Genomic DNA, 26,875 nt, shown 5'->3' with positions numbered 1-26,875 from the left:
CGCAGCGCCTACCTCCGGTCGATGCATTCCGGTTACGTCCCCCTCCGCGTTTTCTCCTGCTACACCATGCTCGACGGCGCCATCGATCCGAAGGCGATCGCCAAGCAGGCGCGCGCATTGGGCTTCCCCGCCGCCGCGCTGACCGATCGCAACGGACTCTACGCGGCGATGGCCTATTCGGACGCCGCCAAGAAGGACGGCGTGCAGCCGATCATTGGCGTGATGCTTGGCGTCGGTCGTCCCGACATGCCCGATGGCGTCGCGACGCAGTTCGACTGGCTCGCACTCTACGCGCAAAACATGACCGGCTACGACAATCTCTGCGCGCTCGTCTCGATGGCGCATCTCGACCGCCCGATCGAGATGCCTGCGCATGTCGACTTCGCCGCGCTCGAACGCCACACCGACGGACTGATCGCGCTAACGGCAGGCGGCGAAGGCGGTCTCGCTCGCCTGTTCGCGGAAGGCCAGCCTGCCCGCGCCCGCGCCTATCTCGATCGCCTGCAAGGGCTGTTCGGCGACCGCCTCTACATCGAACTCTCGCGTCGCAACGACGCGATCGAGACGGCGGCCGAAGCCGACCTCATCGACATCGCCTACGAGCGCAATTTGCCGCTCGTCGCGACCAACCCCTGCTGCTTCACAGAGAGCGCGTTCGGCGATGCGCACGACGCCATGCTCTGCATCGCGCACTCGACCTATGTCGAGACCGAGGACCGCATCCGCAGCTGCCCCGAGGCCTGGATGAAGCCGGCCAAGATGATGCACGAGATGTTCGCCGACCTGCCCGAGGCGATCGCCAATACGCTCGTCGTCGCACAGCGTTGCGCGGTGATGGCGCCCTACCGCAAGCCGATCCTACCCAGCCTCGCCGGCGATATCGAAGGCGAGGCCAAGTTGCTCCGCGACGACGCCGAAGCCGGCCTCGAAGCGCGCCTCGCCCGCATCACCGAACTCCACGGCGAAGGCGAAGACGGCTGGCGCGAAGTATACCGCAAGCGCCTCGCGTTCGAGGTCGACGTGATCGTCCAGATGGGTTTCCCCGGATACTTCCTGATCGTCGCCGACTTCATCAAATGGGCAAAGGACCACGACATCCCGGTCGGCCCGGGCCGCGGTTCGGGCGCAGGCTCGGTGGTCGCCTGGTCGCTGACGATCACCGATCTCGATCCGATAAAGCTGGGCCTGCTGTTCGAACGCTTCCTCAACCCGGAACGCGTGTCGATGCCCGATTTCGACATCGATTTCTGCGAAACCCGGCGCGTCGAGGTGATCCGTTACGTCCAGGAGAAATACGGCCGCGATCAGGTCGCGCAGATCATCACCTTCGGAAAGCTGAAGGCGCGCGCGGTGCTCAAGGACACCGGCCGCGTGCTGCAGATGAGCTACGGCCAGATCGATCGCCTCGCGAAACTGGTGCCGAACCACCCGACCGATCCCTGGACGCTGGAACGCGCGCTCAACGGCGTCGGCGAACTGGCGAAGGAATACGCCAACGACAATGGCGTCCGGAAGCTGCTCGATCTGGCGATGAAGCTGGAAGGATTGCCGCGCCACTCGTCGACGCACGCCGCTGGCGTGGTGATCGGCGACCGACCGCTCGCACAGCTCGTCCCGCTATATCGCGACCCTCGGTCCGACATGCCCGTCACCCAGTTCGACATGAAATATGTCGAGGGCGCGGGCCTCGTGAAGTTCGATTTCCTCGGGCTGAAGACGCTGTCGGTGCTCCAGAAGGCGGTACAGTTGCTCGCCAAGCGCGGCGTGACGGTCGATCTCGAGGCGCTCGAATGGGACGACACCGGCGTCTACGCGCTCCTGCAAAAGGGCGACACGGTCGGCGTGTTCCAGCTCGAATCAGAGGGCATGCGCCGCACGCTGTCCGCCGTCCGCCCGTCCAATTTCGGCGACATCATCGCGCTCGTGTCGTTGTATCGACCGGGCCCGATGGACAACATCCCGTCGTTCGGTCGCCGCAAGAACGGCACCGAGGCGATCGACTACCCGCATCCGCTGCTCGAACCGATCCTGTCGGAGACCTACGGGATTTTCGTCTACCAGGAACAGGTCATGCAGGCCGCGCAGGTCCTCGCCGGCTTCTCGCTCGGCGGCGCCGATCTGCTGCGCCGCGCGATGGGCAAGAAGGTGAAGGCCGAGATGGACGCGCAGCGCGCGGGCTTCGTCGAGGGGTGCCTGAGCGTCAATGGCATCAAGAAGGCCGAGGCGAACGCGCTGTTCGACTTGATCGACAAGTTCGCGGGCTACGGCTTCAACAAGAGCCACGCTGCCGCCTATGCGCTGCTCGCGTACCAGACCGCGTGGCTGAAGGCGCACCACCCGCACGAATTCTTCGCCGCCTCGATGTGCTACGACCTCCACCAGACCGACAAGCTGGCGATCTTCACCGACGACATGCGCCGCCTCGGGATCACCGCGCTGCCGCCGTGCATCAACGCGAGCCAGGCCGAGTTCGATGTCGAGGTCCTGCCTGACGTCGAGGATAACAACCTCGCCGTCCGCTATGCCCTCGGCGCGCTGAAATCGGTCGGCGAAGGCGCGATGGAGAAGCTCATCGTCGAGCGCGTCCAGAACGGCCCGTTCGCCGGTCTCGACGATCTCGCCAAGCGAGTCGATCCGCGTCTGCTCAACAAGCGCCAGCTCGAAACGCTCGCCGCCGCGGGCGCGTTCGACGGCCTCGACCAGAACCGCGCCGGCATCCACGCCACCGCCGAGACGATCCTCGCGATCGCCGCGCGCACGCACGAACAGAAGACCAGCGGGCAGGGCGGCCTGTTCGGCGACGCCGAACCCGCGGGCGACGCGATCAAGCTGCCGCCATCGGTTCGCTGGACGCTCAGCCAGCGCATGGACCAGGAAAAGGAGGCGTTCGGCTTCTATTTTTCCGCGCACCCGGTCGATCGCCACCGCCACATCGCGGTCAGCCACGGCGCCCGCGCCTACACCGCGCTGTCCGAGCTCAACATCCCCGACGACGGCAGCCGCGCCGGCGCGACGATGGCGGTGCTGGTCGAAGACGCGCGCTACCGCACGTCCGCACGCGGCAAGCGTTTCATGATGGCGCAATGCTCCGACGCCAGCGGCCAGTTCATGGCGACCTGCTTCGACGACCAGGTCTCGAAGGATCTGGAGGAAGCAGCAAAGGCCGGCGGCTGCGGCCTCATCACCGTCGAGCTCGACCGCAAGCCCGGCGAGGACACGCCGCGCGTCAGCATCAAGCGCATCCAGCCGTTCGAAGGACTCGCCAACCTCGCGCGCTTCCAGGTGGTCGTGACGATCTCCGACATGACCGCGTTCGCCGGCCTTGCATCGCTGCTTGCCGAACATCGCGGTGCGCGCGGTGAGGTCCGCGTGCGCGCGCAACTGCCCGACGGCGAGGTCTGCATCCTGCTGGGTCGCGACTTCCTGCTTGATGGAGAGCTTGTCGAGCACATCGAGTCGTTGCACGGTGTCGCCAAGGTGGAGATGAAGACCTCGGAAACGAGGCTCGCTCTGGTCGGTTAACAGCTTGGGAGAGCATGAATGCTGGGTGGAATGCAGGATTTCGAGCTTCGTGTTCCCCGCCTGATCGACCACGCGGCCCGCGAACACGGCGCGAGGGAACTCGTCAGCTACTGGGCCGACGGTCGCGAGACGCGCACCAACTGGGCCGGTATCGCGCACGACGCCCGCAAACTGGCGCAAGCGCTCGAAAAGCTCGGCGTAGCGCCCGGCGACCGGGTCGCGACGCTGGCGATGAACCACGCGCACCACCTCGTCGCCTGGTACGGCACGATCGGCATGGGCGGCGTGATCCACACGATCAACCCGCGGCTGTTCGACGAACAGCTCGTCTACATCGCCAACCACGCCGAAGACCGCGTGATGCTCTACGACAAGGCGTTCCAGCCGCTCGTCGATCGTCTCCGCGCGCAGTGGACCAGCATCCGCCACTTCATCTGCTTCGACGATCTCGGCGCCAACGGTTTCCAGGCGCTGCTCGACGCCGAGGACGGCAACTATGAGTGGGTCGAAGGCCCTGAGCGCGATCCGTGCATGCTCTGCTACACCAGCGGCACCACCGGCAATCCGAAGGGCGTCCTCTACACGCACCGCTCGACGCTCATCCACGCGATGGCCGAGGTTGCGCCCTGGGTGTTCGATCTCTCCCCCAACGCGGTCGTGCTGCCGGTCGTGCCGATGTTCCACGCCGCCGCCTGGGGCCTGCCGTTCGCGTGCGCGCTGTCGGGGGCGAAGGTCGTCTATTCCGCCGTCAACGATCCCGCCGTGCTGTGCCGCTTGATGAACGACGAGAAGGTGACGCACTCCGCCGGCGTGCCGACCGTCTGGCTGGCGATGTTCGGCCACATGGATGCAACCGGTGACGCGCCCGCGCATTTGCGGCTGGTCACGATCGGCGGCTCGGCCGCGCCGCGCGCGATGATCGAGCGGATCATGGGCATGGGCGCGACCGTCAAGCATCTCTGGGGCATGACCGAGACCTCGCCGATCGGCACCGCCGGCTTCGCGCCCCCACACTGGGAGGACATGAGCCACGAGGAGAAGCTCGATCTCGTAGGCAAGCAGGGCAGCGTCCCGTTCGGGATAGAACTCCGCATCATCGACGACGAAGGCACGGTGCTAGCCCGCGACGGCAAGGTCGCCGGCCGCTTGCAGGTGAGGGGCCCCTGGGTGGTCCAACGCTATTTCGGCGCCGACGAGGACGCGGTCGACGCGGACGGCTGGTTCGACACCGGCGACGTCGCGATGCTGCATTCGGATGGCACGATGCAGATCACCGATCGCTCGAAGGACGTCATCAAGTCCGGCGGCGAATGGATCAGCTCGGTCGACCTGGAGAACGCGGCGGTCGGCTGTCCGGGCGTGGCGGAGGCGGCGGCTATCGGCATCCACCATCCGAAATGGGACGAGCGCCCGCTGCTGCTGGTCGTCCGCAAACCCGGCAGCGACGTGGGAGAAGCCGAAATCCGCGACCACCTGGCAAAGCACGTCGCCAAATGGTGGCTCCCCGACGCGATCGTCTTCGTTGACGACCTGCCCCACACCGCGACGGGCAAGCTCCTCAAGACCGCATTACGCGAACGCTTCAAGGACTTCACGCTGGCGACGGCTTAATCTCCCCCGTCATGCCGGGCTCGTTCTGGCATCCACCGGCTACGAACTCGCGAGCATAGGAGGCGCTGCGCGGTCAGTTCGCCGTTCCTTGTTCTCCCGCGAAGGCAAGAGCCCAGTCTGGGTCCCCGCCTTCGCGGGGAAACAAGTTCTCTGCCCCCCGACGCTCCCCAACCGCCCAATTCATTTCGCACTTGCACAATTCCGACGATGCAGCGAGCTTGTCACAATGACCGAGGCCACCCCGATCATCCGTACCGGCGCGAACGAGGCGAACGCCGTCACGTTGCCCGCACGGCCGGAAGCGCTCCGCCTCGACCCCGCCGAAACCGCGGTCGTCGTGATCGACATGCAGAACGCCTACGCCTCCCCCGGCGGCTACGTCGACACGGCCGGTTTCGACATCGCAGGCTCGGCCGGCACCATCGCCCAGATCGCCAAGGTCCTCGACACCGCTCGCGCGGCGAAAATGCCGGTCGTGTTCCTGCAGAACGGCTGGGACCCCGACTATGTCGAGGCCGGCGGCCCCGGCTCGCCCAACTGGCACAAGTCCAACGCGCTCAAGACCATGCGCGCGCGCCCCGAACTCCACGGCCAGTTCCTCGCGCGCGGCGGCTGGGACTACGAGATCGTCGACGCGCTCGCTCCCCAATCCGGCGACATCCGCGTCCACAAAACCCGCTACAGCGCGTTCTTCAATTCGCAGCTCGACAGCATCCTGCGCAGTCGCGGCATCCGCAACATCGTCTTCGTCGGCATCGCCACCAACGTCTGCGTCGAGAGCACGCTGCGCGACGGCTTCCATCTCGAATATTTCGGCGTGATGCTGGAGGACGCCACCCACCATCTCGGCCCGCCCGAGATGCAGGCGGCGACCGTCTACAACGTCGAGAAGTTCTTCGGCTGGGTCAGCACGGTCGGCGATTTCTGCGGATCGTTCGGGCAGTTGCCGAAGTGACCGTTCCTTGTTCCCTCGCGAACGCGGGGGTCCAGGAATCACGAACGCTACCGCCCGTAACCCTGGACCCCCGCCTCCGCGGGGGAACGGCGATGACTTGAAAGGAAAGCAGATGCCGTTCGAAGCCATCAACCCGCCCCAGTTCCCGACCCCCATCGCCCCCTATTCGGCCGCCGCGAAGGCCGGCAACACGGTCTACGTCTCGGGCGTGCTGGCACTGGGCGAGGGCGGCACGGTCCTCCATGTCGGCGACGCCGCAGCCCAAACCCGCGCCGTCCTCGACACCATCAAGACCACGCTCGAAGCCGCCGGCGCGACGCTCGCCGACGTCGCCTTCAACCACATCTTCCTGAAAGACCTCGCCGACTACGCGGCCTTCAACACGGTCTACGCCGAGTATTTCCCCGGCCCCAAGCCAGCGCGCTACTGCATCAAGACCGAGTTGGTGAAGCCGGACTGCCTCGTCGAGATCGCCAGCATCGCTCACCTCGCCTGATGGGGATCGCAGGCGGCATCCACTGGGAGCAACACGGCCAGCCCGACGGCCCCGCGATCCTGTTGTCGAGCGGCCTCGGCGGCTCGAGCACCTACTGGCAGCCGAACCTCTCAGCCCTCGGCGCCGGCCACCGCGTCGTCACCTACGACCACCGCGGTACCGGCCGCTCCGACGCCCACGTTCCCGGCGACCTGACCGTCGAGGCAATGGCCGCCGACGTGATCGCGCTCATGGACGCGATCGGGCTCGAGAGCTGCACCTTCATCGGTCACGCGCTCGGCGGTCATATCGGCCTCGCGCTCGCGCTGTCCGCACCCGAACGGCTAGACCGTCTCGTCGTCATCAACGGCTGGGCCAAGCTCGACCCGCATACCGCGCGCTGCTTCGATACCCGGCTCGCGCTGCTGAAAGACAGCGGCCCGCGCGCGTATCTCCACGCGCAACCGCTGTTCCTCTACCCGCCGCAATGGATTTCGGACCACCACGACCGGATCCAGGACGAGGAGGAGGCGATGCTCGCGCATTTCCCCGGCGCGGAGATGATTCAGCGACGCGTCGCGGCGGTCCGCCGGTTCAACATCGCCGGCCGCCTCGACGAGATCCGCGTCCCGACGTTGCTGGTAGCCTCGGACGACGACATGCTCGTCCCCCCGTCCGCCTCCGAAAAGCTTGCCGCGGGCATCCCCGGCGCGCAGCTTGCCCGGATGGCGGCAGGCGCGCACGCGTGCAACGTTACCCGCGCGGAGCATTTCAACATGTGGCTGCTCGACTGGCTCGACGGCGAATAGGAGCGGCATATGCAGGTCGGCGTCTTCGTGCCCATCAACAACAATGGCTGGCTGATCAGCGAGAACGCGCCGCAGTACAAACCGAGCTTCGACCTCAACAAGGCGATCGCGCAGGCCGCCGAGAAGCACGGGCTCGATTTCCTGCTGTCGATGATCAAGCTGCGCGGGTTCGGTGGCAAGACCGAGTTCTGGGACTACGGGCTGGAGAGTTTCACGCTGATGGCGGGCCTCGCCGCCGTCACCGAGAAGATCAAGATCTACGCGACCTGCGCCACGCTGCTCGTGCCCCCCGCCTATGCCGCGCGGATGTGCAACACGATCGATTCGATCAGCCACGGGCGGTTCGGCCTCAACCTCATCACCGGCTGGCAGCCACCCGAATATACGCAGATGGGCATGTGGCCCGGCGACGAGCATTTCCGCAATCGCTACAAGATGCTCGACGAATACGCGCACATCCTCCGCGAGCTGTGGGAGGAGGGCACGTCCGACTTCAAGGGCGACTATTACCAGATGACCGACTGCCGCGTCTGGCCAAAGCCGACCGGCGACATGAAGATCATCTGCGCCGGATCGTCCGATGACGGCTTGGCATTCTCGGCGAAATGGGCCGACTACGCGTTCTGCCTGGGGAAGGGCGTCAACACCCCGACCGCTTTTGCGTTCAACAACGAGCGGCTGGCCGTAGCGACCGCAAAAACCGGCCGCGACGTTCAGATCTTCGTCCTGATCATGATCATCGCCGCCGAAACCGACGACGAGGCGATGGCGAAGTGGAAACACTATAACGCTGGCGTGGACGTCGACGCGATCGCCTGGCTGATCGATCAGGGCGCCAAGGACACGCACAACACGGACACCAACGTCCGCCAGCTTGCCGCCCCCGAAGGCGCGGTCAACATCAACATGGGCACGCTGGTCGGCTCGTACGAAAGCGTGGCGCGGATGCTCGACGAGATGGCGGCCGTGCCCGGCACCGGCGGCGTGTTGCTGACGTTCGATGATTTTCTGGAGGGGGTGGAAGCATTTGGGACGCGTATCCAGCCGCTGATGAAGAGCCGCGTGGGTGTCGTCCCAAGCTGAAGTGGCCGCTTGCTGGCCTAACCCGCCCCAACCTTCTTTTGCCTCGCCCTCTCCCGTCGGGAGAGGGAAGTGCCCCGCGGCATCTTCGCCGTGGAAAGGGTGAGGGCAAGAGGAGGGCGCGCGTGACGAAGCGATCACCGCGCAACCACCACCCCGGCGAAGGCCGGGGCGCAATTGGGGAACGAAGATAATGGAGGGCAGCGCTCCGTTACGACCACCTTTCCACTTGGACCCCGGCCTCCGCCGGGGAGGTTACGAAGCCCTGCCTCCATCTGAGGATGCCACCTCTCAAGGAACCTACCAAAGCTTGTTCCCCCGCGAAGGCGGGGGCCAGACTGGACTCCCGCCTTCGCGGGAGAACAGCCTGTTTACGAACCGGTAAGCGTCAAACCGCGCGAGGAGTCCGCTTCGCCTTACGGATCCGAGGCTCGGCAATCATATCCGCCGCCTTCTTGATCTCCTGCCGAAGCTCATCCCGCTTCTCATGGATCGAAGCGATCACCGGCCCCATCGCCACCCCCAGATCGACCAGCACCGCCTCCGCCAGCTGCAGCGAACTCTCCAGCGTCTCGGGCACCGCGTCCGTAACACCAGCCCGGTACAACTCCGCCGCATGTGCCGTATCCCGCGCACGCGCCACGATCGGCAAGTCCGGCGCCAAAGCCCGAACCCGTCGCGCCAGCCGCACCGTCAATACCGGATCGTCCATCGTCAGGATCAGCGCTTTGGCGGTATGCAGCTTGAGCCGATCCACCAGTTCCGGCCGCGCGACGTCCCCGAACAGCACCGGATGCCCCTGGGCCCGCGCGGCCTCTACGGAATCGATATCCGCCTCCACGGCAACGTACTTCTGTCCGTGGACCGCCAGCATGTCGGCCACCATCCGGCCCACGCGACCAAAGCCGATCACGACGGTTCCCGGCCCGTCGTCGTCGATCTCGATATCCCCGGCATCGGCACCCGACCGGCTTTCCAGTTGACGCGAGACGGTGCGGCCGAGCTTTGCCAGCAGCGGCGTGATCGTCAGCCCGATCGCAGTGACGGTCTGCCAGAAAGCGGCGGTCGACGGCATGATCAACTGCGCCTGCGCGGCCGTCGCAAGCACGATCAGCGTCGTCTCGGAAGGGCTACCCATCAGCAACCCCGTCTCCGCCGCAACGCCGCGCCGCGAATTGGCGACGCGCAGGAACAGGAACGTCACGATCGCCTTGGTCGCCACCACGCCCGTCACGGCCAGCAGCAACGACGGCCAGTTCTGCGCGATCAGCCGTAGGTCGAGACTCATGCCGACGGTGATCAGGAACACACCTAGCGCGAGCCCCTTGAACGGCGCGGTGATGACCTCGACCTCGCTGTGATATTCGGTCTCAGCGATCAGCAACCCCGCCAGCAGCGCGCCGACGATCGGCGACAGCCCGGCGGCCGTTGTCGCGACGCTCGCGACGATCACCACCAGCAGCGACGCGGCCAGGAAGAGTTCGGGGCTCTTGGTCCGTGCAGCCTGCCCGAACAGCCGGGGCAAGACGACCCGCCCGCCGATATACATCGCGACTACGGTAAGCCCGCCGCGGAGCGCGACACCGGCGATGTTCGACCAGCCGTCCGCGCTCGCTGTCGGCGCTAGTGCACCAAGCACGAAGATAATCGGGACGAGCGCCAGATCTTCGAACAACAGCATCGCGAACGCACCACGCCCGACCGCGCCGGTGGTGCCGACGAGCGGCAGGACCAGAGCTGTCGACGACAACGCGAGGGCAAACCCCAGTCCGATCGCGCCCGCCCATTCCTGGCCGATAAAGTGAAGCGCCACGCCGATGATGAGCGCCGAGCCGATCAGTTCGGCGGCGCCGGTGCCGAACACGAGCTGCTTCATCGACCATAGTCGCTTGAACGAGAGCTCGAGGCCGATCGAGAACAGCAGCAGGATGATCCCGAACTCGGCGAACGGCTCGATCGATTCCGGGTTCGAGATGGTCAGGTAATATAGCCAGGGCGCGGAGCCGGTGAGCGAGCCTAGCCCGGCAGGGCCGACCAGCAGGCCGACCAGGATGAAACCGATAACCGGGCTGACCCGGAACCGCGCGAACGCGGGGATGACGAGCCCCGCCGCGCCGAGAATGACGAGCGCGTCGCTGAAACCTTGATTGTCGAGCCGTAATGCCATGCGTGCGACCTTAGGGGACGCATGACGGATTTGTCACCCGTGGTGACATGTGCAGCGGAATACGGCTTTGCGTCCGGTTAACCGCCCTCCGTCATCCTGAATTTCGACAGGATGACGGGAGAGAGAAAACCCCGCCCCCGTTTCCGGGAGCGGGGTGCCAGATCAGGCCCAGTTGGCCATTTCGGTCTCGAGGTTCGAGCGGACCTGCTCGAAGAACTGCTCGGTCGTCATCCAGGGCTGGTCGGGGCCGATCAGGATCGCGAGATCCTTGGTCATGTGGCCGTTCTCTACCGTCTGGACGCAGACGCGCTCGAGCGTCTCGGCGAACTTGGTGACGTCGGGCGTATCGTCGAACTTGCCGCGATACTTCAGGCCGCCGGTCCACGCGAAGATCGACGCGATCGGGTTGGTCGACGTCGCCTTGCCCTGCTCGTGCATGCGGAAGTGGCGCGTGACGGTGCCGTGCGCCGCTTCGGCCTCGACGGTCTTGCCGTCCGGGGTCAGCAGGATCGAGGTCATCAGGCCGAGCGACCCGAAGCCCTGTGCGACCTGGTCCGACTGGACGTCGCCGTCATAGTTCTTGCAGGCCCAGACGAACTCGCCGTTCCACTTCAGCGCCGATGCGACCATGTCGTCGATCAGGCGATGCTCGTAGACGATGCCGGCTTCCTTGAACTTGTCCTTGAACTCGGCCTCGAACACCTCGGCGAACAGATCCTTGAAGCGGCCGTCATAGGCCTTGAGGATCGTGTTCTTGGTCGACAGGTACACCGGCCACTTCAGGTTGAGGCCGTAGTGCATCGAGGCGCGTGCGAAATCGCGGATCGAGTCGTCGAGGTTGTACATCGCCATCGCGACGCCCGCCGACGGGAACTGGAACACCTCGCGGTCGATGACCGTGCCGTCGTCGCCTTCGAAGACGAGGCGCAGCTTGCCGGGGCCCGGGACCAGATAGTCGGTCGCGCGGTACTGATCGCCGAACGCGTGACGGCCGACGACGATCGGATGCGTCCAGCCCGGGATCAGGCGGGGGACGTTCTTGATCACGATCGGCTCGCGGAAGATGGTGCCGCCGAGGATGTTGCGGATCGTGCCGTTCGGCGACTTCCACATCTTCTTCAGGCCGAACTCGGTGACGCGCTGCTCGTCGGGCGTGATCGTCGCGCACTTCACCGCGACGCCGTGCTTCTGCGTGGCGAGCGCGCTGTCGATCGTGACCTGGTCGTCGGTCGCGTCGCGATGCTCGACGCCGAGATCGTAATAATCGAGCTGGATGTCGAGATACGGCTTGATCAGGCGCTCGCGAATCCATTCCCAGATGATCCGCGTCATCTCGTCGCCGTCGATCTCCACGATCGGATTCTTTACCTTGATCTTCGCCATGTGCGCATCCTTCGGGGGAGGGGTTTGGGGAGCGTCTAGGGGAGCATGCCGCGGCGATCAACCGCTGGCCAACCGTTGGTGCTATAAGGAAAAGCCGGTTCATCGTTGTATCGCGCGTCGTGCACGGATAGACCCGCGGGTTATGGCATCGCTCGACAAGCCGCCCGTCACGACCTCCACGGTCAAATGGCGATTTCCCGCAGTCCATCCGGAGGGCCACAAATACGTCGCGATCGCGACCGGCATCACGCTGCTGCTGACGATCGTCAGCCACGTGCTGTTCTGGCCGATGGTCGGCGTCGTGATCTGGGTCGCGACGTTCTTCCGCGATCCGATCCGCACCACCCCACAGGGCGAAGGCCTGATCGTCGCGCCTGCGGACGGGCTGATCACGATGATCCAGCGCGTGCCGATCCCGCGCGAGCTCGCCGGCGAGAACGGTCTCGGCGATGCGCCGCTGGTGCGCGTGTCGATCTTCATGTCGGTGTTCGACGTGCATATCAATCGTACGCCGATCGCGGGTACGATCCGCCAGGTGGTCTATATCTCGGGCAAGTTTCTCAACGCCGACCTCGACAAGGCGAGCGACGAGAACGAGCGCCAGCATTTCGTCGTCGAGGACCGTAACGGGATGCGGATCGGCTTCACCCAGATCGCCGGCCTGGTCGCGCGCCGCATCCTCGGCTTCGTGAAGGCCGGTGACATGGTCGCGGTCGGCCAGCGCATCGGCCTGATCCGGTTCGGTAGCCGAGTCGACGTGTACCTGCCCGATCACGTCGTGCCGCAGGTCTGCCTCGGCCAGCGTAGCATCGCGGGTGAGACCGTACTCGGCCGCGTCGGTGGCGTTCCGGTCGGTGGTATCGCGCAGTGATCGATCGCGATGGTTCGACCGATCCGATCGAAGAGCGAGGTCGGGGGCGGTTCGGTCGCACACGTCGGGCGCCGCGCGGACTTCCCCTGCGCGCCGTCGCTCCCAACGCCGTTACCGCGCTAGCCTTGTGTTCAGGCCTGAGCGGCGTGCGGTTCGCGATCGGTGGGCAATGGGAAAGCGCCGTCGCGATGATCATGGTCGCGGGCGTGCTCGACGGCCTCGATGGTCGGATCGCCCGGATGCTGCACGGAGAAAGCCGGTTCGGTGCCGAGCTCGATTCGCTGTCCGACGCGATCTCGTTCGGCGTTGCGCCTGCGTTAATCGTCTATCTCTGGTCGCTAACGGCGTTGCCGCGCGTCGGCTGGATCTGCTCGTTGATCCTCGCCGTGTTCTGCGCGCTCCGTCTCGCACGTTTCAACGCCAAGATCGACGAGAGCCACCAACCGCATAAGTCGGCGGGCTTCCTTACTGGCGTTCCGGCTCCAGCCGGCGCGGGACTCGCGCTGATGCCGATGTTCTTCTGGTTCTGGACCGACGAACCCAGGTTCGCGTCGCCGTATTTCGTGGCGCCTTGGGTCGCGTTTGTAGCACTGCTGATGGTGTCCAGCATCGCGACCTATTCATGGAGTTCGGTCAAACTCCGCAGCAACATCCGGTTCGAGGCCATTGCGCTCGTCGTACTACTCGGCGCTGCGATCGTGAGCGCGCCTTGGCATACGCTCAGCATCATCTGCGTACTGTACCTGCTCTCAATGCCGTTCAGCATCGCGAGCTACGCCAAGATCAGGCGGCAGCGTTCCAGCGGCGGGCGGGCACCGGAGCCGACGTCGAAGCCCAACGCCTGACCGCAATCCGGCGCTCCGCAACGGCCAGCGTGCGGAGCGGCTGGAACGCGGGTTCGACGTTGCCCATCGCGAGGCGGACGATGCGATCCCACTGCGGCGCGATCGACGAGACGATCATCATGCCCGCGACCGCGAATGCACCAGCAAAAACCATGAAGCTCAGAACCAACATCACGTCCGCCTTCCTATGAGTTGCGAACAAATTCCTAATATCCGCAAACACTTGGTCAGAAACATCGTTCCACTCGTCGCATTTCGAATCCCGTCATGCCGGGGTAATTCCGCGCCGAGTCGAACATCTGTTCCCCTCTGAGCCCTTTATGTTCTCATTGCGTTCCATGAGTCAAGCGGGCCTTGTGCGATTGCTTTTCGAATAGAGCCACGCTAAGGGCCGCGCCTCTAACCCCGCATGGGAGGCATCATAGCCCGGTGCGTCACGGTCATTCGGCCACGACGTCATCCGCTTCCCAGAGGCACAACCGGAAGGATATATCCCTATGGCGGCTCCAGTCGTCTCCATGCAGCAGCTCATCGAAACGGGCGCGCATTTCGGCCACCAGACTCATCGGTGGAACCCCAAGATGAAGCCTTACATCTTCGGTGATCGTAACGGCGTCCACATCCTCGACCTTTCGCAGACCGTGCCGCTGTTCGCGCGCGCGCTCGAATTCGTCTCTTCGGCGGTTGCCGGTGGTGGCAAGGTCCTGTTCGTCGGCACCAAGCGCCAGGCACAGGATCCCGTTGCGGACGCAGCGCGTCGTTCGGGCCAGCACTTCGTCAACCATCGCTGGTTGGGCGGCATGCTCACCAACTGGAAGACCATCTCGGGTTCGATCAAGCGTCTCAAGACGCTCGAGGAAATGCTGTCGGGCGACACCGTCGGCCTGACCAAGAAGGAAGTCCTTCAGCTCACCCGCGAGAAGGACAAGCTCGAGCTTTCGCTCGGCGGCATCCGCGACATGGGCGGCATTCCCGACGTGATGTTCGTGATCGACGCGAACAAGGAAGAGCTGGCGATCAAGGAAGCGAACACGCTGGGTATTCCCGTCGTCGCGATCCTCGATTCGAACGTGTCGCCGGACGGCATCGCCTTCCCGGTTCCCGCGAACGACGACGCAGCCCGCGCCATCCGCCTGTACTGCGAGGCGATCGCGATCGCAGCGACGCGCGGCGGCCAGGAGCAGCAGCGCCGCACCGGTGCCGACATCGGCGCGATGGTCGAGCCGCCGAAGGAAGAAGCACTGAGCGCAGAGCCGACCGTCGAAGCTACGGCTGACACGGCACAGGCAACCGCGAATGCCGATACCGCTGCAGAATTCGCAGCCGAGGGTGAGCGCCAGATCGACGCATAAGCGTCGTCGCCGAACCGTCATGCGGGCGGGGTAGGGCGAAAGCTCTGCCTCGCCCGCAACCATATTCAGACCTAAAAAGGATTAGAGACATGGCCGATATCACGGCAGCAATGGTCAAGGATCTGCGCGAGAAGAGCGGCGCGGGCATGATGGATTGCAAGAAGGCGCTGAGCGAGAACGCCGGCGACATGGAGCAGGCGATGGATTGGCTGCGCACCAAGGGGCTCGCAGCCGCCGCCAAGAAGTCCAGCCGTACCGCGGCCGAGGGTCTGGTCGGCGTCGCCGTGTCGGGCACCAAGGGCGCAGCGGTCGAAGTCAATTCGGAGACCGATTTCGTCGCGAAGAACGACCAGTTCCAGTCGTTCGTCCGTGACGTCACGCAGATCGCGCTCGCAACCGGCGGCGACATCGAGGCGCTGAAGTCGCAGGCGATGCCATCGGGCAAGACCGTCGAGGAAGTCCTGACGAACAACGTCGCGACGATCGGCGAGAACCAGTCGCTGCGCCGCTCGCGCACGCTGGAAGTCAGCAAGGGTGCGGTCGTTCCGTACATCCACAATGCAGCCGCTCCCGGCCTCGGCAAGATCGGCGTTCTCGTCGCGCTCGAGTCGGAGGCTTCGGACGAGGTTCTCCAGGCACTCGGCAAGCAGCTCGCGATGCACATCGCAGCAGCGTTCCCGAAGGCACTGAACGAAGCCGACCTCGACGAGTCCGAGATCGAGCGCGAGCGCGCGATCGCGACCGAGAAGGCCGCCGAGTCGGGCAAGCCTGCCGACATCATCGCCAAGATGGTCGAGGGCGGCATCGCCAAGTACCGCAAGGAGCATGCTCTGGTCAGCCAGCTGTTCGTAATGGACGGCAAGACCAAGATCTCCGACGTCGTCGCCAAGGCCGGCAAGGATGCGGGCGCCGAGATCAAGCTGGTGGACTATGTCCGCTTCCAGCTCGGCGAAGGCATCGAGAAGGAGCAGTCCGACTTCGCAGCCGAGGTTGCTGCTGCTTCGGGCGTACCCCAGGCATAAGCCGACTTCCTCCCTCGCCCCTCCGGGGAGAGGGAAGGGGCCCGCCGCGCTTGCGGTGGGAAGGGTGAGGGGAGTGGTGAGGTCTCGAACCTCACGCCCCTCATCCGGCCCTGCCGGGCCACCTCCTCCCCGAGGGGGAGAAGGATTATGGGGGAGCCTCAGCGCTTCTCCGTCATCCCCGCGCAGGCGGGGATCCATAAACTCCGGACCCGGTGATCTACCGAGGCGCCAGCCCATATGGGTTCCCGCCTCCGCGGGAATGACAGTGATTCTCCGATACGCGCGCTTCTGCGAACGACGATTTTCCGTCCGATCTCCATCCAGTTTCGATGCACGCGCCGCACAGCGCTTCACATCCCGGGCCTCGCCGCCTAAGGTCCGCGCCGCCCCGCCAATCACAATTCGAGATTTATGACGCCTCCGCGCTACAACCGTATCCTGCTGAAACTCTCGGGCGAAGTCCTGATGGGGCCGTCGGGTCTTTCGATCGATCCAACCGTCACCGCGCGCGTCGCGCAGGAGATCGCGGACATCAAGGCGAAGGGCTACGAAATCTGCATCGTCGTCGGCGGGGGCAACATCTTCCGCGGCATGGCGGGTGCAGCACGTGGGATGGACCGCGCGACCGGCGATTACATGGGCATGCTCGCGACCGTCATGAACGCGCTCGCCGTGCAGAACGCGCTGGAGCAGATCGGCGTCGACACGCGCGTCCAGTCGGCGATCCCGATGGCGTCGGTGTGCGAGCCGTTCATCCGTCGTCGCGCCGAGCGTCACCTGGAGAAGGGCCGCGTCGTGATCTTCGCGGCGGGCGTCGGCAGCCCCTATTTCACCACCGATTCGGGCGCCGCGCTGCGTGCTGCCGAGATGAAGTGCGATGCGCTGTTCAAGGGCACTTCGGTCGACGGCGTCTATAACGCCGACCCGAAGACGCACCCGGACGCAGTGCGCTACGAAACGGTCACGTACAGCCGCGTGCTGTCCGACGACCTCAAGGTTATGGACGCGAGCGCGATCGCGCTGTGCCGCGACAACAACATCCCGATCGTCGTCTTCAACATCCGCGAACCCGGCAATCTCGCCGCGGTCCTGGCGGGTGATGGCGTGTCGACGATCGTCCAGAACGAGCAGGAGCTTTAAGATGGCCGCATACGACAAGACCGACCTCGAACGCCGTATGGCGGGTGCCGTCGAAGCGCTGAAGAGCGATCTCGCAGGGCTTCGCACGGGGCGCGCGTCGACCGCGTTGCTCGATCCGGTGATGGTGACGGTGTACGGCTCGTCGATGCCGCTGAACCAGGTCGCGACCGTGTCGGCGCCTGAGCCGCGCATGCTATCGGTGCAGGTCTGGGACAAGTCGAACGTCGGCCCGACCGACAAGGCGATCCGCTCGGCGGGTCTGGGGCTCAACCCGATCGTCGACGGCCAGACGCTGCGCCTGCCGATTCCCGACCTGACCGAGGAGCGCCGCAAGGAACTCGCCAAGCTTGCCGGTCAGTACGCAGAGAAGGCGCGCATCGCGGTCCGTAACGTCCGCCGCGACGGGATGGATTCGCTCAAGGTCGATGAGAAGAAGGGCGTGTTCGGCGAGGACGAGCGCAAGCGTCACGAGACCGAAGTGCAGAAGCTGACCGACAGCATCATCGCCGAGCTCGATGCGACCGCGACCGCCAAGGAAAAGGAAATCCTGGGCAAGTGAGGGCGTTCGGCGCCGCTTCGGCCGGGGCCTCTCCGGCCGCACCGCTCGTCGCCGTTTCCTCAGGCGGCGCGGTGCCGCGTCATGTCGCGATCATCATGGATGGAAATGGCCGCTGGGCGAAGAAGCGGTTCCTCCCGCGCTTCGCCGGGCACAAGGCCGGCGTCGAGGCAGTGCGCAAGGTTACGCGGGCGGCGCGCACGATGGGGATCGAGGCGCTGACGCTCTACGCGTTCTCGTCGGAGAACTGGCGCCGTCCGGCCGAGGAGGTCAGCGACCTGATGGGTCTGCTGCGGCATTTCATCCGCAGCGACCTCGACGAACTCGCGCGCGAGAACGTTCGGCTGCGCGTGATCGGCGATTACCACAGCTTTTCGCCCGATCTGGTGGCGATGGTTGACGATGCGATCGCGCGGACCGCGAGTAATACTGGCCCGATCCTCGCGATCGCGCTGAATTATGGCGCACATGCCGAACTGGTGACGGCCGCGCGGCGGCTGGCGGAACGTGCCCGCGATGGTGTGCTGGATCCGGCGGACATCGACGCGGCGACGATCGAAGCCGAACTCGACACGCACGACCTGCCGCCGCTCGATCTGATGATCCGCACGTCGGGCGAGCAGCGGCTGTCGAACTTCCTGTTGTGGCAGGCCGCGTATGCGGAACTCCTGTTCGTCGACACGCTCTGGCCCGACTTCGACGCAGGCTCACTCGCCGATGCCGTCGCGGTGTTCGGTCAACGCCAGCGCCGCTACGGTGGCCTGTGAGCCTTACCGACCCTGAAAAGGCGCCCGATCAGGCGCTGCGCACGCCGTCCAATCTTCAGCTCCGGATGATCGCCAGCGTCGGCATGATCGCGGTGGCGAGCCTTGCGCTGACGCTCGGCGGGATCGCGTTCTGGGTGCTGGGCGTGGTCGCCGCGCTGTTCATGATGGCGGAATGGTCGATGCTCCAGGGCGCCGACGCCAAGACCAAGCGGATGACGCAGTTCGCGCTGTCGGTGCCGCTCGCGTTGATGGCCCCCGCGTCGCTGATCCTCGTGATCCATGATTTCTTCACGCTGGGGCTGCTTGTGGGGGCGGCGTTCTTCGTCGTCATCACGACGCGCAAACCCAAGCTGGCGCTGGGCATTATCTATTGTGGCCTTCCCGTGTTCGCGCTGATGATCATCCGGCGGCAGGACGAGGGCATCCTCTACACGCTGTGGGCGCTGTCGCTGGTGTGGGCGTGCGATATCGGCGCGTTCTTTACCGGGCGCACGCTGGGCGGACCCAAGCTTGCGCCGGTGATCAGCCCGAACAAGACATGGTCGGGGCTGATCGGCGGTGTCGTGCTGGCGAGCGCGGTCGCGGCGGTGCTGCACACGCAATACGGCCTGCCGATGCGGATGACGCTGGCGACGCCGGTACTCGCCGTGCTCGCGCAGATGGGCGATCTCTACGAGAGTTGGTTGAAGAGAGTGGCGGGCGTGAAGGACAGCGGCAACATCCTGCCCGGCCATGGCGGCGTGATGGATCGCCTCGACGGCTTGGTGCCGGTCGCGCCAGTCGCGGCGCTCCTCGTCATCTTGCCACATTTCTACGCATGAAGACCGTCACGATTCTGGGCGCGACCGGCTCGGTCGGCACCTCGACGCTCGACCTAATCGAGCGTGAGCCCGATCGGTTTCGCGTTGTTGCGCTAACCGCGAACTGCGATGTGACCAAACTCGCCGCGGCCGCGATCCGGACCAAGGCCGAGTTCGCCGTCGTTGCTGACGAGAAGTGTCTGCCGGCGTTGCGTGAGGCGCTGGCCGGCACGGGGATTCGCTCGGGCGGGGGGGGCGAGGCTATCGCTGAGGCGGCGTCGTCTGGTGCCGACTGGACGATGGGCGCGATCGTCGGCTGCGCCGGATTGAAGCCGGTGATGGCGGCGATCGAACAAGGCGGCACGGTCGTGATCGCCAACAAGGAGCCGCTGGTTTCCGCCGGTGACGTGATCCTCGCCGCGGCCAAGCGGACCGGCGCGACGCTGTTACCGGCCGATTCCGAGCACAACGCGATCTTTCAATGCTTCGATGCGACTCGGCCCGAACGTGTCCGCCGGATCATCCTGACGTGCAGCGGCGGACCGTTCCGCGACTGGACGACCGAGCAGATGCGCGGCGTGACGCTCGAGCAGGCGGTCAAGCATCCCAACTGGTCGATGGGAGCTAAGATCTCGGTCGATTCGGCGACCTGCATGAACAAGGGCCTCGAACTGATCGAGGCCGCGCGGCTGTTCCCGATTGCGCACGACCGGATCGAGATCGTCATCCATCCGCAGTCGGTGATCCACAGCCTCGTCGATCATGTCGACGGGTCGGTGCTCGCGCAGCTCGGGCCACCCGACATGCGGACGCCGATCGCGCATACGCTCGCGTGGCCGGACCGGATGGCGACACCGATGGCCCCGCTCGACCTCGTCGCGATCGGCCGACTCGACTTCGAGGCGCCCGATCCGGTCCGCTTCCCCGCTCTGCGATTGGCCCGCGAGGCGCTCGACGCAGGTGGCGCACGACCCGCAATTCTCAACGCCGCCAACGAGGTAGCGGTCGAGGCATTCCTGCAACGACGTATCGGCTTCCTCGAAATTGCCGCAATCGTCGAACATACGTCGTCGTGTTATGACCCGGCCGTGCCGGACAGCGTCGATGCCGTGCTGGCGATCGATGCCGAGGCGCGGATCTTGGCCGGCGAGCGTGTGAAGGATTACGCGGTTTGATCGAAACACCCGGTGTCCTGCTGACCATATTGTCGTTCGCCGCGGTGATCGGCCCCCTCGTGTTCGTGCACGAGATGGGACATTACCTCGCCGGGCGCTTTTTCGGGATCAAGGCGGATGCCTTCGCGATCGGCTTCGGCCACGAGATCGCGGGTTTTACCGACAAGCGCGGCACGCGGTGGAAGTTCGGGTGGCTCCCGCTCGGCGGTTACGTGAAGTTCGCAGGGGATATGAACCCAGCCAGCCAGCCGTCGGCCGAGTGGCTTTCGCTCCCCGCCGAAGAGCGCCAGCGTACGTTCCAGTCGAAGCCGGTATGGCAGCGCGCGATCGTCGTCGCAGCCGGCCCGGTCGTCAATTTCGTCGTCGCGATCCTGATCCTCGCCGGCTTCGCGTTCGCATACGGCGACATCCGCATGCCGCCGATCGTGGGCGGCACCGTTCCAGGCAGCGCGGCCGCAACTGCCGGTCTTCAGGCGGGCGATCGGATCACCGGCATCGGCGGCCGATCGGTCGAGACGTTCGACGACATGGCGCGCTATGCCCGCATCCGCGCTGGTGAGCGGACCCGGATCGACGCGGTCCGCGGCGACCGGACGCTGTCGCGCGACATCGTCATCGGCACCGAACTGCAGCGCGATCGCTTCGGCAACGAATATCGAATCGGTCGCCTCGGCATCGCCGGCAGCAAGCCCGTCATCGTTCCCGTCAGCCTGATCGAGGCGCCGGTCGTCGCGGTAAAGCGCACCGGCGAGATCGTCTCGATGATGGTCGAGACGCTAGGGCAGGTCATCACCGGTCGCCGCTCGGTGAAGGAACTCGGCGGACCACTCAGCATCGCCAAGGTGTCGGGCGAGCAGATGTCGCTCGGCCTCGACGCCTATGTCTTCCTGATCGCCCTGGTCTCGATCAATCTGGGGTTCATCAACCTGCTGCCAGTGCCGATGCTGGATGGTGGCCACTTGTTCTTCTATGCGATCGAAGCAGTGCGTCGGCGCCCCGTCGAGCCGGAAGTCCAGGAATGGGCGTTTCGCGGCGGACTGGCGGCGATCCTTGCGCTGATGCTGCTCGTGACCTTCAACGATCTCGGTAATTTCGGACTGTGGAAGAACTTGGCCGGCTTGATCGGCTGACGACGATAGGGCAGGGCGGGCGCGCCTTGTATGTGCACGTTTTTAAGGTGGGTTTGGTGACAGCGATCAACGGTTACGATTTCGCGCGTAAGGGCGCCCTGCTTATGGCAAGTACGATCCTGTCGGGCGTTCCCGCGTTCGCGCAGACGGCGCCTGTCGCGACGTCTACGCCCGCCCCGGTTCGCAATCCGGTTGCCGGAGCGTCTAATGGTGTAACGCCCGTCGCTGCTCCTGTATCCGTCACCACGATCAAGACTTTGCGAGTCGAAGGTTCGCAGCGGATCGAGCCCGAGACGGTGCTGTCGTACACGAAGCTGCGCGTCGGCGTTCCGTACACGGCAGAGACGCTCGATCAGGCGCTGAAGGATCTGCAGGCGAGCGACCTGTTCGCCGATTATTCGATCTCGGGCGTCGCGGACGGCAACATCGTCCTGCGCGTGCGCGAGAACCCGATCATCAACCGGGTGATCATCGAGGGCAACAAGGCGCTCAAGACCGACAAGATCACGAAAGAGATCAAGCTCGCGCCACGCCAGATCTTCACGCGCACCGCGGTTCGCCAGGATATCGCACGGATCATCGAGCTCTATCGTCGCCAGGGCCGTTTTGCCGCGGTGATCGATCCGAAGATGGTCAATCTCGACCAAAACCGCGTCGATGTCGTGTTCGAGGTTAGCGAGGGCCCGAAGTCGAAGGTTCGCCAGATCAACATCCTCGGCAACGAGGTGTTCTCCGACGACCAGATCCGCGGCCAGATGGCCACCAAGCAGTCGCGCCTGTTCCGCCTGCTCTCGTCGGCGACCAGCTACGATCAGGATCGCCTGTCGTACGATCAGCAGAAGCTCCGCCAGTTCTACCTGACGCAGGGCTATGCGGATTTCCGTGTGACCTCCGCCGTGGCCGAGCTGACGCCGGACAAGAAGGACTTCATCATCACGTACGTGGTGGAGGAGGGCAAGCGCTACAAGTTCGGCGACGTCACCGTCGATAGCCAGATCCGCGACTTCGATAATACCAAGCTCGCAGCTAGCCTGCCGCTCAAGAAGGGCGATTGGTACAACGCCAAGCTAGTCGAGGATTCGGTCGACAACCTCAGCCAGACCGCTGGCCTGTTCGGTTACGCGTTTACCGAGGTGAACCCGGAGTTCGCCAAGGACGCCGAGACGCTGACGATGGGGATCAACTTCAACATCGCCGAAGCCAAGCGGACTTATGTCGAGCGGATCGAGATCAACGGCAACACGCAGACGCAGGACAAGGTCGTCCGCCGCGAGATCCGTCTGGCCGAGGGCGACGCGTTCAACAGCTTCCAGGTGAAGCGTTCGCAGGATCGCATCAACTCGCTGGGCTATTTCCAGGACAAGATGGAGATCAAGCAGCTGCCGGGTTCGGCACCCGATCGCGTCATCCTCGAGACCAACCTCGAAGAGAAGTCGACCGGCGAACTTCAGCTGTCGGCAGGCTATTCGAGCCTCGAGCGCTTCATCATCCAGGCGAACATCACGCAGCGCAACTTCCGCGGCAAGGGCCAGGAGCTGCGCGCCGGCGTCAACTATTCGAGCTATTCGAAGTCGATCGAACTAGGCTTCACCGAGCCGTATCTGTTCGACAAGAACATCGCGATCGGCGGCGACATCTTCCGCCGCGATTATAACTCGTTCAGTTTCAACGGCAACGATCGCCAAACCAACTATTCGCAGGTCTCGACCGGCTTCCAGCTTCGTGCCGGTGTCCCGTTGACCGAATTCTGGTCGTTGTCGGCGCGCTATGGTCTTTCGTACGACGAGGTCAGCCTCGACAACCAGTTCCTGAATCCCAACGGCTCCTGCAACTTCTTGGCAGCAGGGCGCTATCTTTGCGAGGCAATCGGTAACCGGTGGACGTCGTCGGTCGGCTATTCGCTGATCCGCGATACGTTGAACAGTCGCCTGCGTCCTACCGCCGGCTCGCGTTTCTCATTCAGCCAAGATTTCGCCGGACTCGGCGGCGACGTTAAGTATATCCGAACTCGTTTCGAGGGTTCCAAATACGCCAACCTCGGCAGCGGCTTCATTGGTTCTATCATTGCGGAAGGTGGCTACATCCACCCGCTGCAAAGCAGCACCGGTCCTGGCGTCGATCCAGTCCGCATCACCGATCGCTTTTATCTGGGCGAACCGCAGTTTCGGGGTTTCGATATCCGCGGCGTCGGTCCGCGCGTTTTGCGTGCGCCGTACATCAACAATGCAGACGGCACGCAGACTGTCCAGACCTCGCGCGACCAGATCCAAGACGATGCGCTGGGTGGCCGTGCCTATTATCTGGCGCGTGCGGAGATCGAGATCCCGTTGGGTTCGGGCGCGCGCGAGCTGGGCCTGCGTCCATCGATATACGCCCAGGTCGGCAGTCTTTTCGGCATCAAGAAGCCGTTGCCGACCGCAGAGTTCCCGTTCACGCTCGATAACAACGGCAACAAGGTTTTCCAGCCGCTTCCTGCGCGGGATGCGGCGAACAACATTTTGTATAACAACGTGTTCACGGCAGCAGGCGCGACCTCGCCGTCCATACGTCAGACGACCTGCCAGACCGGCTATTCGGCGACGCCGGGCGCTACCGGTGCAAGCTGCGTCGGGACCGAGACTAATACCGTGATACCAGGTACTGCGCCGTTCCAAGAAACCTTCCTCGGCAACTCGGCCAAGCCGCGTCTGTCGGTGGGTATCGGCGTCAACTGGAACTCGCCGTTCGGCCCGCTCCGTATCGATCTCGCCAAGGCTCTGCTCACGCAGAAGGGCGACGACCCGAAGCTTATTACTTTCAACGTAGGGACACAGTTCTGATGACGACGTTCAAGACGCTTCTCCTCGCCGCAGCGCTCGTCGCGCCGGCCGCCATGACCGCGACCGCTGCCGATGCACAAGTTTCGGGCATCGCCGTCGCCGACGCGCAGGGTGCGATCGCCAACTCGAAGGCCTGGAACGCCGCGCGCGCCCAGATCGAGACGACCTACAAGGCTCAGCTCGACCAGGCCGAGACTCGTCGTCAGGCCGTGGCCCGCGAGCTCCAGCCGCTGGTCACCGCGTTCCAGACCGCACAGCGTGCGCCCGGCGCGACCGAAGCGACGCTGCGCCCGCAGGCTCAGGCGATCCAGACGCGTGAGAACGCGGCGAACCAGGAACTCGCCCGCCTGACGCAGCCTGCCCAGCGTGCACAGCAATACGCGATCGAGCAGATTCAGGCGAAGCTCAGCGACGCCGTGACCGCAGCCGTTCGTGCCAAGAACGTCAGTCTGTTGCTGCGCCCCGAAGCAGCTCTGTTCGCGCAGCCGACCGCCGACATCACCGCGGCGATCACGACCGAGCTCGATCGTCTCGTGCCGACCGTCAGCACCGCAGTGCCGGCAAACTGGCAGCCGAACCAGCAGGGTGGCCAGCAACAGGGTGCCGCTCCGGCTCCAGCAGGTCGCGCGCCTGCCGCAACGCGCACGCCGCAGGGTCGCTAAGGTCAGCTCGTGACTGAAACTGTGACTGAAATAGCGAAGACCGGTCTGGGCCCGCTCGATATCGGGCGGGTCATGGCTGCGCTGCCGCATCGCTATCCGTTGCTGCTGGTCGATCGTGTCGAGGATCTGATCCTCGACACGTCGATCACCGCGATCAAGGCGGTGTCGATGAACGAGCAGTTTTTTCAGGGACATTTCCCTGGACGCCCGATCATGCCGGGCGTGCTGATCGTCGAGGCGATGGCGCAGGCGGCGGGGATCCTTGCGGTCGAGTCGCTGGGTCTCGCAGGGTCGGGCAAGCTCGTCTATTTCATGGCGATCGACGGTGCGAAGTTCCGCAAGCCGGTCGAGCCGGGCGTGTTGCTCAAGCTCGAAGTGACGTTCGTCCAGAAGCGCAGCTCGGTGTGCAAGTTCGCCGGTCGTGCGCTGGTCGACGGGCAGCTGGTGGCCGAGGCGAACTTCACGGCGATGATCGCCGATCCGCCCAAGGCCTGAGCCCGAAGTCGGGGCTCTAGCCTGGCAATCTTGTAAAATAGGGCGCGTCCGTGTACGGGCGCGCCTTCCTTTTCAGGCTGGTCGGAACCAGCCACATACGGAGAATTCCCATGAAGGCCGATACGCACCCCGATTACCACATGATCACCGTCCAGATGACCGATGGCAGCAAGTACCAGACTCGCACCACCTGGGGTAAGGAAGGCGACGTGATGACGCTCGAGATCGATCCGCTCGCGCATCCGGCATGGACCGGCGGCCGCGGCACGATGCTCGACACCGGCGGCCAGGTCGCGCGTTTCAACAAGCGTTTCGGTGGCGGTCTCACGCTCCGCAAGTAACATCCAGTAACCCCCGGAATGAGTTTGATTTAACTCGTTTCGGGGGTTCTTTTTAATACCTCGTTAGGTGCCGGCGGATAGGCTTGTGAACGCAAGCCATATCAGGACTCGCAAGGACGAGGACGCCATGTTCGCCGCCGACTTCGAACCCGCAGAGCGCACGAGCCGCCGCGGTTCGCCCCGTGCCCCGATCGCCCTCGATGCCAGTATCGGCAAGACGCGCCGCGCTTTGTGCAGGGTCGTCGATATTTCGGTCAACGGTGCGCGGCTCCAGACCTATTCGGCGCTCAAGCGTGGCACGAGCATCTGGCTCAACCTGCCACAGATCGGCCAGATCGTTGCCGACGTCATGTGGGCGGACGATTTCACCGCCGGCTGCAAATTCCGAACCCCGCTTTCGATCAAGGCGTTCGATGCGCTCATCCAGGATCACCCAGCGACCTGATCGTACCGCGGCAACGCCGTCGCTTCTTGGAATACCTCGCCGAGGCAAACGCGTCTTTTGGAGCGTCAGCCGTCGTGGAGGTTCGGCAATCCAGATGTCGCCCACACATACCTTCCGCATATGAGCAGCGAGCTCGCCTCGGTTCGGCGATCATTCGCACGGGCGACTTAGGGACGAGATGGTCGTCACCGCATGCCGGGAGGGGATGATAGGCGCCACTGAGCGTGCGAGCTTTGAATTTTCCGAAAAGTGACCTGAAACTGTAAAAAAGCGTTTGACGGTATCGGGAGGTGGCCCTAGAGGGGTGTCACCGCAGCGAACGGCCACACGGTCTGGACGCAGCGGTCGCAAAAAACCAGATGCTGCAAGCTTCTTCTGATGGAGAGGTTATGCGAGTGTCGGTATTTTTGTCGGCTCTTTGACATTGTAGGTTAAGATGAAGGGACATGTGGG

24 protein-coding genes are annotated in these 26,875 nt (G+C 64.6%); 21 read left to right on the top strand and 3 right to left on the bottom strand.

All coding sequences use genetic code 11. The features are described from left to right. The first annotated feature begins 21 nt into the window (after window positions 1-21). From dnaE to rutA, 6 genes are all read left to right on the top strand, one after another. Entirely contained in the window at window positions 22-3,522 is a 3,501-nt protein-coding gene (gene dnaE / locus IFT67_RS08885) for a DNA polymerase III subunit alpha (RefSeq protein ID WP_192146663.1), read from the top strand. A gap of 18 nt (window positions 3,523-3,540) precedes the next feature. Beyond that, window positions 3,541-5,133, top strand: coding sequence for a long-chain fatty acid--CoA ligase (locus IFT67_RS08880; RefSeq protein ID WP_192146661.1), 1,593 nt, complete (start codon window positions 3,541-3,543; stop codon window positions 5,131-5,133). A gap of 226 nt (window positions 5,134-5,359) precedes the next feature. Next, window positions 5,360-6,088, top strand: a complete 729-nt coding sequence (gene rutB / locus IFT67_RS08875; RefSeq protein WP_192146659.1) for a pyrimidine utilization protein B — start codon at window positions 5,360-5,362, stop codon at window positions 6,086-6,088. 112 nt (window positions 6,089-6,200) lie between these two features. Next, window positions 6,201-6,584, top strand: a complete 384-nt coding sequence (gene rutC / locus IFT67_RS08870; RefSeq protein ID WP_133029275.1) for a pyrimidine utilization protein C — start codon at window positions 6,201-6,203, stop codon at window positions 6,582-6,584. Continuing rightward, the gene (gene rutD, locus IFT67_RS08865; RefSeq protein WP_192146657.1) at window positions 6,584-7,372 is read left to right on the top strand and encodes a pyrimidine utilization protein D; all 789 of its coding nucleotides are present in this window, start codon (window positions 6,584-6,586) and stop codon (window positions 7,370-7,372) included. The genes rutC and rutD overlap by 1 nt, the downstream gene beginning before the upstream one ends. Window positions 7,373-7,381: 9 nt before the next feature. Further along, window positions 7,382-8,455: a pyrimidine utilization protein A gene (gene rutA, locus IFT67_RS08860; RefSeq protein WP_192146655.1), complete on the top strand. Its 1,074-nt coding sequence runs from the start codon at window positions 7,382-7,384 to the stop codon at window positions 8,453-8,455. 385 nt (window positions 8,456-8,840) lie between these two features. On the opposite strand, the gene IFT67_RS08855 is transcribed toward rutA, so the two are convergent. Both IFT67_RS08855 and IFT67_RS08850 read right to left on the bottom strand, forming a co-directional pair. Further along, on the bottom strand, window positions 8,841-10,619 hold the full coding sequence (locus tag IFT67_RS08855; protein ID WP_056055938.1) for a cation:proton antiporter domain-containing protein: 1,779 nt from the start codon (window positions 10,617-10,619) through the stop codon (window positions 8,841-8,843). Window positions 10,620-10,781: 162 nt separating this feature from the next. Continuing rightward, window positions 10,782-12,002, bottom strand: coding sequence for an NADP-dependent isocitrate dehydrogenase (locus IFT67_RS08850; RefSeq protein WP_056055940.1), 1,221 nt, complete (start codon window positions 12,000-12,002; stop codon window positions 10,782-10,784). A gap of 142 nt (window positions 12,003-12,144) precedes the next feature. Between IFT67_RS08850 and IFT67_RS08845 the strand changes: the two genes are divergently transcribed. Beyond that, the gene (locus IFT67_RS08845; RefSeq protein ID WP_056489534.1) at window positions 12,145-12,873 is read left to right on the top strand and encodes a phosphatidylserine decarboxylase; all 729 of its coding nucleotides are present in this window, start codon (window positions 12,145-12,147) and stop codon (window positions 12,871-12,873) included. A 26-nt stretch (window positions 12,874-12,899) separates the two neighbouring features. Further along, window positions 12,900-13,718, top strand: a complete 819-nt coding sequence (locus IFT67_RS08840; protein WP_342450612.1) for a CDP-alcohol phosphatidyltransferase family protein — start codon at window positions 12,900-12,902, stop codon at window positions 13,716-13,718. On the opposite strand, the gene IFT67_RS08835 is transcribed toward IFT67_RS08840, so the two are convergent. After that, the gene (locus IFT67_RS08835) at window positions 13,657-13,890 is read right to left on the bottom strand and encodes a hypothetical protein (RefSeq protein WP_056489532.1); all 234 of its coding nucleotides are present in this window, start codon (window positions 13,888-13,890) and stop codon (window positions 13,657-13,659) included. The genes IFT67_RS08840 and IFT67_RS08835 overlap by 62 nt on opposite strands. A 325-nt stretch (window positions 13,891-14,215) precedes the next feature. Between IFT67_RS08835 and rpsB the strand changes: the two genes are divergently transcribed. The 13 genes from rpsB (at window position 14,216) to IFT67_RS08770 (ending at window position 26,422) form a co-directional block, all read left to right on the top strand. Further along, window positions 14,216-15,070, top strand: a complete 855-nt coding sequence (gene rpsB, locus IFT67_RS08830; protein ID WP_192146653.1) for a 30S ribosomal protein S2 — start codon at window positions 14,216-14,218, stop codon at window positions 15,068-15,070. Window positions 15,071-15,159: 89 nt separating this feature from the next. After that, on the top strand, window positions 15,160-16,092 hold the full coding sequence (gene tsf / locus IFT67_RS08825; protein WP_056055945.1) for a translation elongation factor Ts: 933 nt from the start codon (window positions 15,160-15,162) through the stop codon (window positions 16,090-16,092). 411 nt (window positions 16,093-16,503) lie between these two features. Further along, on the top strand, window positions 16,504-17,232 hold the full coding sequence (gene pyrH / locus IFT67_RS08820; protein ID WP_056066004.1) for a UMP kinase: 729 nt from the start codon (window positions 16,504-16,506) through the stop codon (window positions 17,230-17,232). Between the two features lies 1 nt (window position 17,233). Next, window positions 17,234-17,791, top strand: a complete 558-nt coding sequence (gene frr, locus IFT67_RS08815; RefSeq protein ID WP_056055952.1) for a ribosome recycling factor — start codon at window positions 17,234-17,236, stop codon at window positions 17,789-17,791. Next, window positions 17,788-18,555, top strand: coding sequence for an isoprenyl transferase (locus IFT67_RS08810; protein ID WP_192146651.1), 768 nt, complete (start codon window positions 17,788-17,790; stop codon window positions 18,553-18,555). Before frr ends, IFT67_RS08810 begins: the two co-directional genes overlap by 4 nt. A 65-nt stretch (window positions 18,556-18,620) precedes the next feature. Next, the gene (locus IFT67_RS08805; RefSeq protein ID WP_192238629.1) at window positions 18,621-19,376 is read left to right on the top strand and encodes a phosphatidate cytidylyltransferase; all 756 of its coding nucleotides are present in this window, start codon (window positions 18,621-18,623) and stop codon (window positions 19,374-19,376) included. Then, window positions 19,373-20,530, top strand: a complete 1,158-nt coding sequence (locus IFT67_RS08800) for a 1-deoxy-D-xylulose-5-phosphate reductoisomerase (RefSeq protein ID WP_192146649.1) — start codon at window positions 19,373-19,375, stop codon at window positions 20,528-20,530. The genes IFT67_RS08805 and IFT67_RS08800 overlap by 4 nt, the downstream gene beginning before the upstream one ends. After that, on the top strand, window positions 20,527-21,660 hold the full coding sequence (gene rseP, locus IFT67_RS08795; protein WP_192146647.1) for an RIP metalloprotease RseP: 1,134 nt from the start codon (window positions 20,527-20,529) through the stop codon (window positions 21,658-21,660). Before IFT67_RS08800 ends, rseP begins: the two co-directional genes overlap by 4 nt. Before the next feature lie 104 nt (window positions 21,661-21,764). Continuing rightward, entirely contained in the window at window positions 21,765-24,479 is a 2,715-nt protein-coding gene (gene bamA / locus IFT67_RS08790; RefSeq protein ID WP_192238628.1) for an outer membrane protein assembly factor BamA, read from the top strand. After that, window positions 24,479-25,141 (top strand): OmpH family outer membrane protein, encoded by a 663-nt coding sequence (locus tag IFT67_RS08785; protein ID WP_176501225.1) that lies wholly within the window; start codon window positions 24,479-24,481, stop codon window positions 25,139-25,141. Before bamA ends, IFT67_RS08785 begins: the two co-directional genes overlap by 1 nt. Window positions 25,142-25,150: 9 nt before the next feature. Then, a complete protein-coding gene (fabZ, locus tag IFT67_RS08780; protein WP_374956442.1) occupies window positions 25,151-25,636 on the top strand; it encodes a 3-hydroxyacyl-ACP dehydratase FabZ in 486 nt (161 codons plus the stop codon). Between the two features lie 110 nt (window positions 25,637-25,746). Beyond that, entirely contained in the window at window positions 25,747-25,977 is a 231-nt protein-coding gene (rpmE, locus tag IFT67_RS08775; RefSeq protein WP_055880673.1) for a 50S ribosomal protein L31, read from the top strand. A 127-nt stretch (window positions 25,978-26,104) separates the two neighbouring features. Next, on the top strand, window positions 26,105-26,422 hold the full coding sequence (locus tag IFT67_RS08770) for a PilZ domain-containing protein (RefSeq protein ID WP_107963317.1): 318 nt from the start codon (window positions 26,105-26,107) through the stop codon (window positions 26,420-26,422). Window positions 26,423-26,875: the final 453 nt, after the last annotated feature.

The organism is Sphingomonas sp. CFBP 13728 (assembly GCF_014841895.1).
Taxonomy (GTDB): Bacteria; Pseudomonadota; Alphaproteobacteria; order Sphingomonadales; family Sphingomonadaceae; genus Sphingomonas.
Note: the sequence above shows the minus strand (reverse complement) of the source record. Positions and strands in the feature narration are given on the sequence as shown.

Bases quoted from the DNA above. Each gene is read 5' to 3' on its own strand.
- IFT67_RS08880 (WP_192146661.1), top strand. From the start codon at position 3,541: ATGCTGGGTGGAATGCAGGATTTCGAGCTTCGTGTTCCCCGCCTGATC.
- rutD (WP_192146657.1), top strand. From the start codon at position 6,584: ATGGGGATCGCAGGCGGCATCCACTGGGAGCAACACGGCCAGCCCGAC.
- IFT67_RS08785 (WP_176501225.1), top strand. From the start codon at position 24,479: ATGACGACGTTCAAGACGCTTCTCCTCGCCGCAGCGCTCGTCGCGCCG.
- bamA (WP_192238628.1), top strand. From the start codon at position 21,765: ATGGCAAGTACGATCCTGTCGGGCGTTCCCGCGTTCGCGCAGACGGCG.
- IFT67_RS08805 (WP_192238629.1), top strand. From the start codon at position 18,621: ATGATCGCCAGCGTCGGCATGATCGCGGTGGCGAGCCTTGCGCTGACG.
- rpmE (WP_055880673.1), top strand. From the start codon at position 25,747: ATGAAGGCCGATACGCACCCCGATTACCACATGATCACCGTCCAGATG.
- dnaE (WP_192146663.1), top strand. From the start codon at position 22: ATGCATTCCGGTTACGTCCCCCTCCGCGTTTTCTCCTGCTACACCATG.
- rpsB (WP_192146653.1), top strand. From the start codon at position 14,216: ATGGCGGCTCCAGTCGTCTCCATGCAGCAGCTCATCGAAACGGGCGCG.
- IFT67_RS08770 (WP_107963317.1), top strand. From the start codon at position 26,105: ATGTTCGCCGCCGACTTCGAACCCGCAGAGCGCACGAGCCGCCGCGGT.
- rutC (WP_133029275.1), top strand. From the start codon at position 6,201: ATGCCGTTCGAAGCCATCAACCCGCCCCAGTTCCCGACCCCCATCGCC.
- IFT67_RS08855 (WP_056055938.1), bottom strand. From the start codon at position 10,619: ATGGCATTACGGCTCGACAATCAAGGTTTCAGCGACGCGCTCGTCATT.
- tsf (WP_056055945.1), top strand. From the start codon at position 15,160: ATGGCCGATATCACGGCAGCAATGGTCAAGGATCTGCGCGAGAAGAGC.
- IFT67_RS08835 (WP_056489532.1), bottom strand. From the start codon at position 13,890: ATGTTGGTTCTGAGCTTCATGGTTTTTGCTGGTGCATTCGCGGTCGCG.
- IFT67_RS08850 (WP_056055940.1), bottom strand. From the start codon at position 12,002: ATGGCGAAGATCAAGGTAAAGAATCCGATCGTGGAGATCGACGGCGAC.
- frr (WP_056055952.1), top strand. From the start codon at position 17,234: ATGGCCGCATACGACAAGACCGACCTCGAACGCCGTATGGCGGGTGCC.
- IFT67_RS08845 (WP_056489534.1), top strand. From the start codon at position 12,145: ATGGCATCGCTCGACAAGCCGCCCGTCACGACCTCCACGGTCAAATGG.
- pyrH (WP_056066004.1), top strand. From the start codon at position 16,504: ATGACGCCTCCGCGCTACAACCGTATCCTGCTGAAACTCTCGGGCGAA.
- IFT67_RS08800 (WP_192146649.1), top strand. From the start codon at position 19,373: ATGAAGACCGTCACGATTCTGGGCGCGACCGGCTCGGTCGGCACCTCG.
- rutB (WP_192146659.1), top strand. From the start codon at position 5,360: ATGACCGAGGCCACCCCGATCATCCGTACCGGCGCGAACGAGGCGAAC.
- rutA (WP_192146655.1), top strand. From the start codon at position 7,382: ATGCAGGTCGGCGTCTTCGTGCCCATCAACAACAATGGCTGGCTGATC.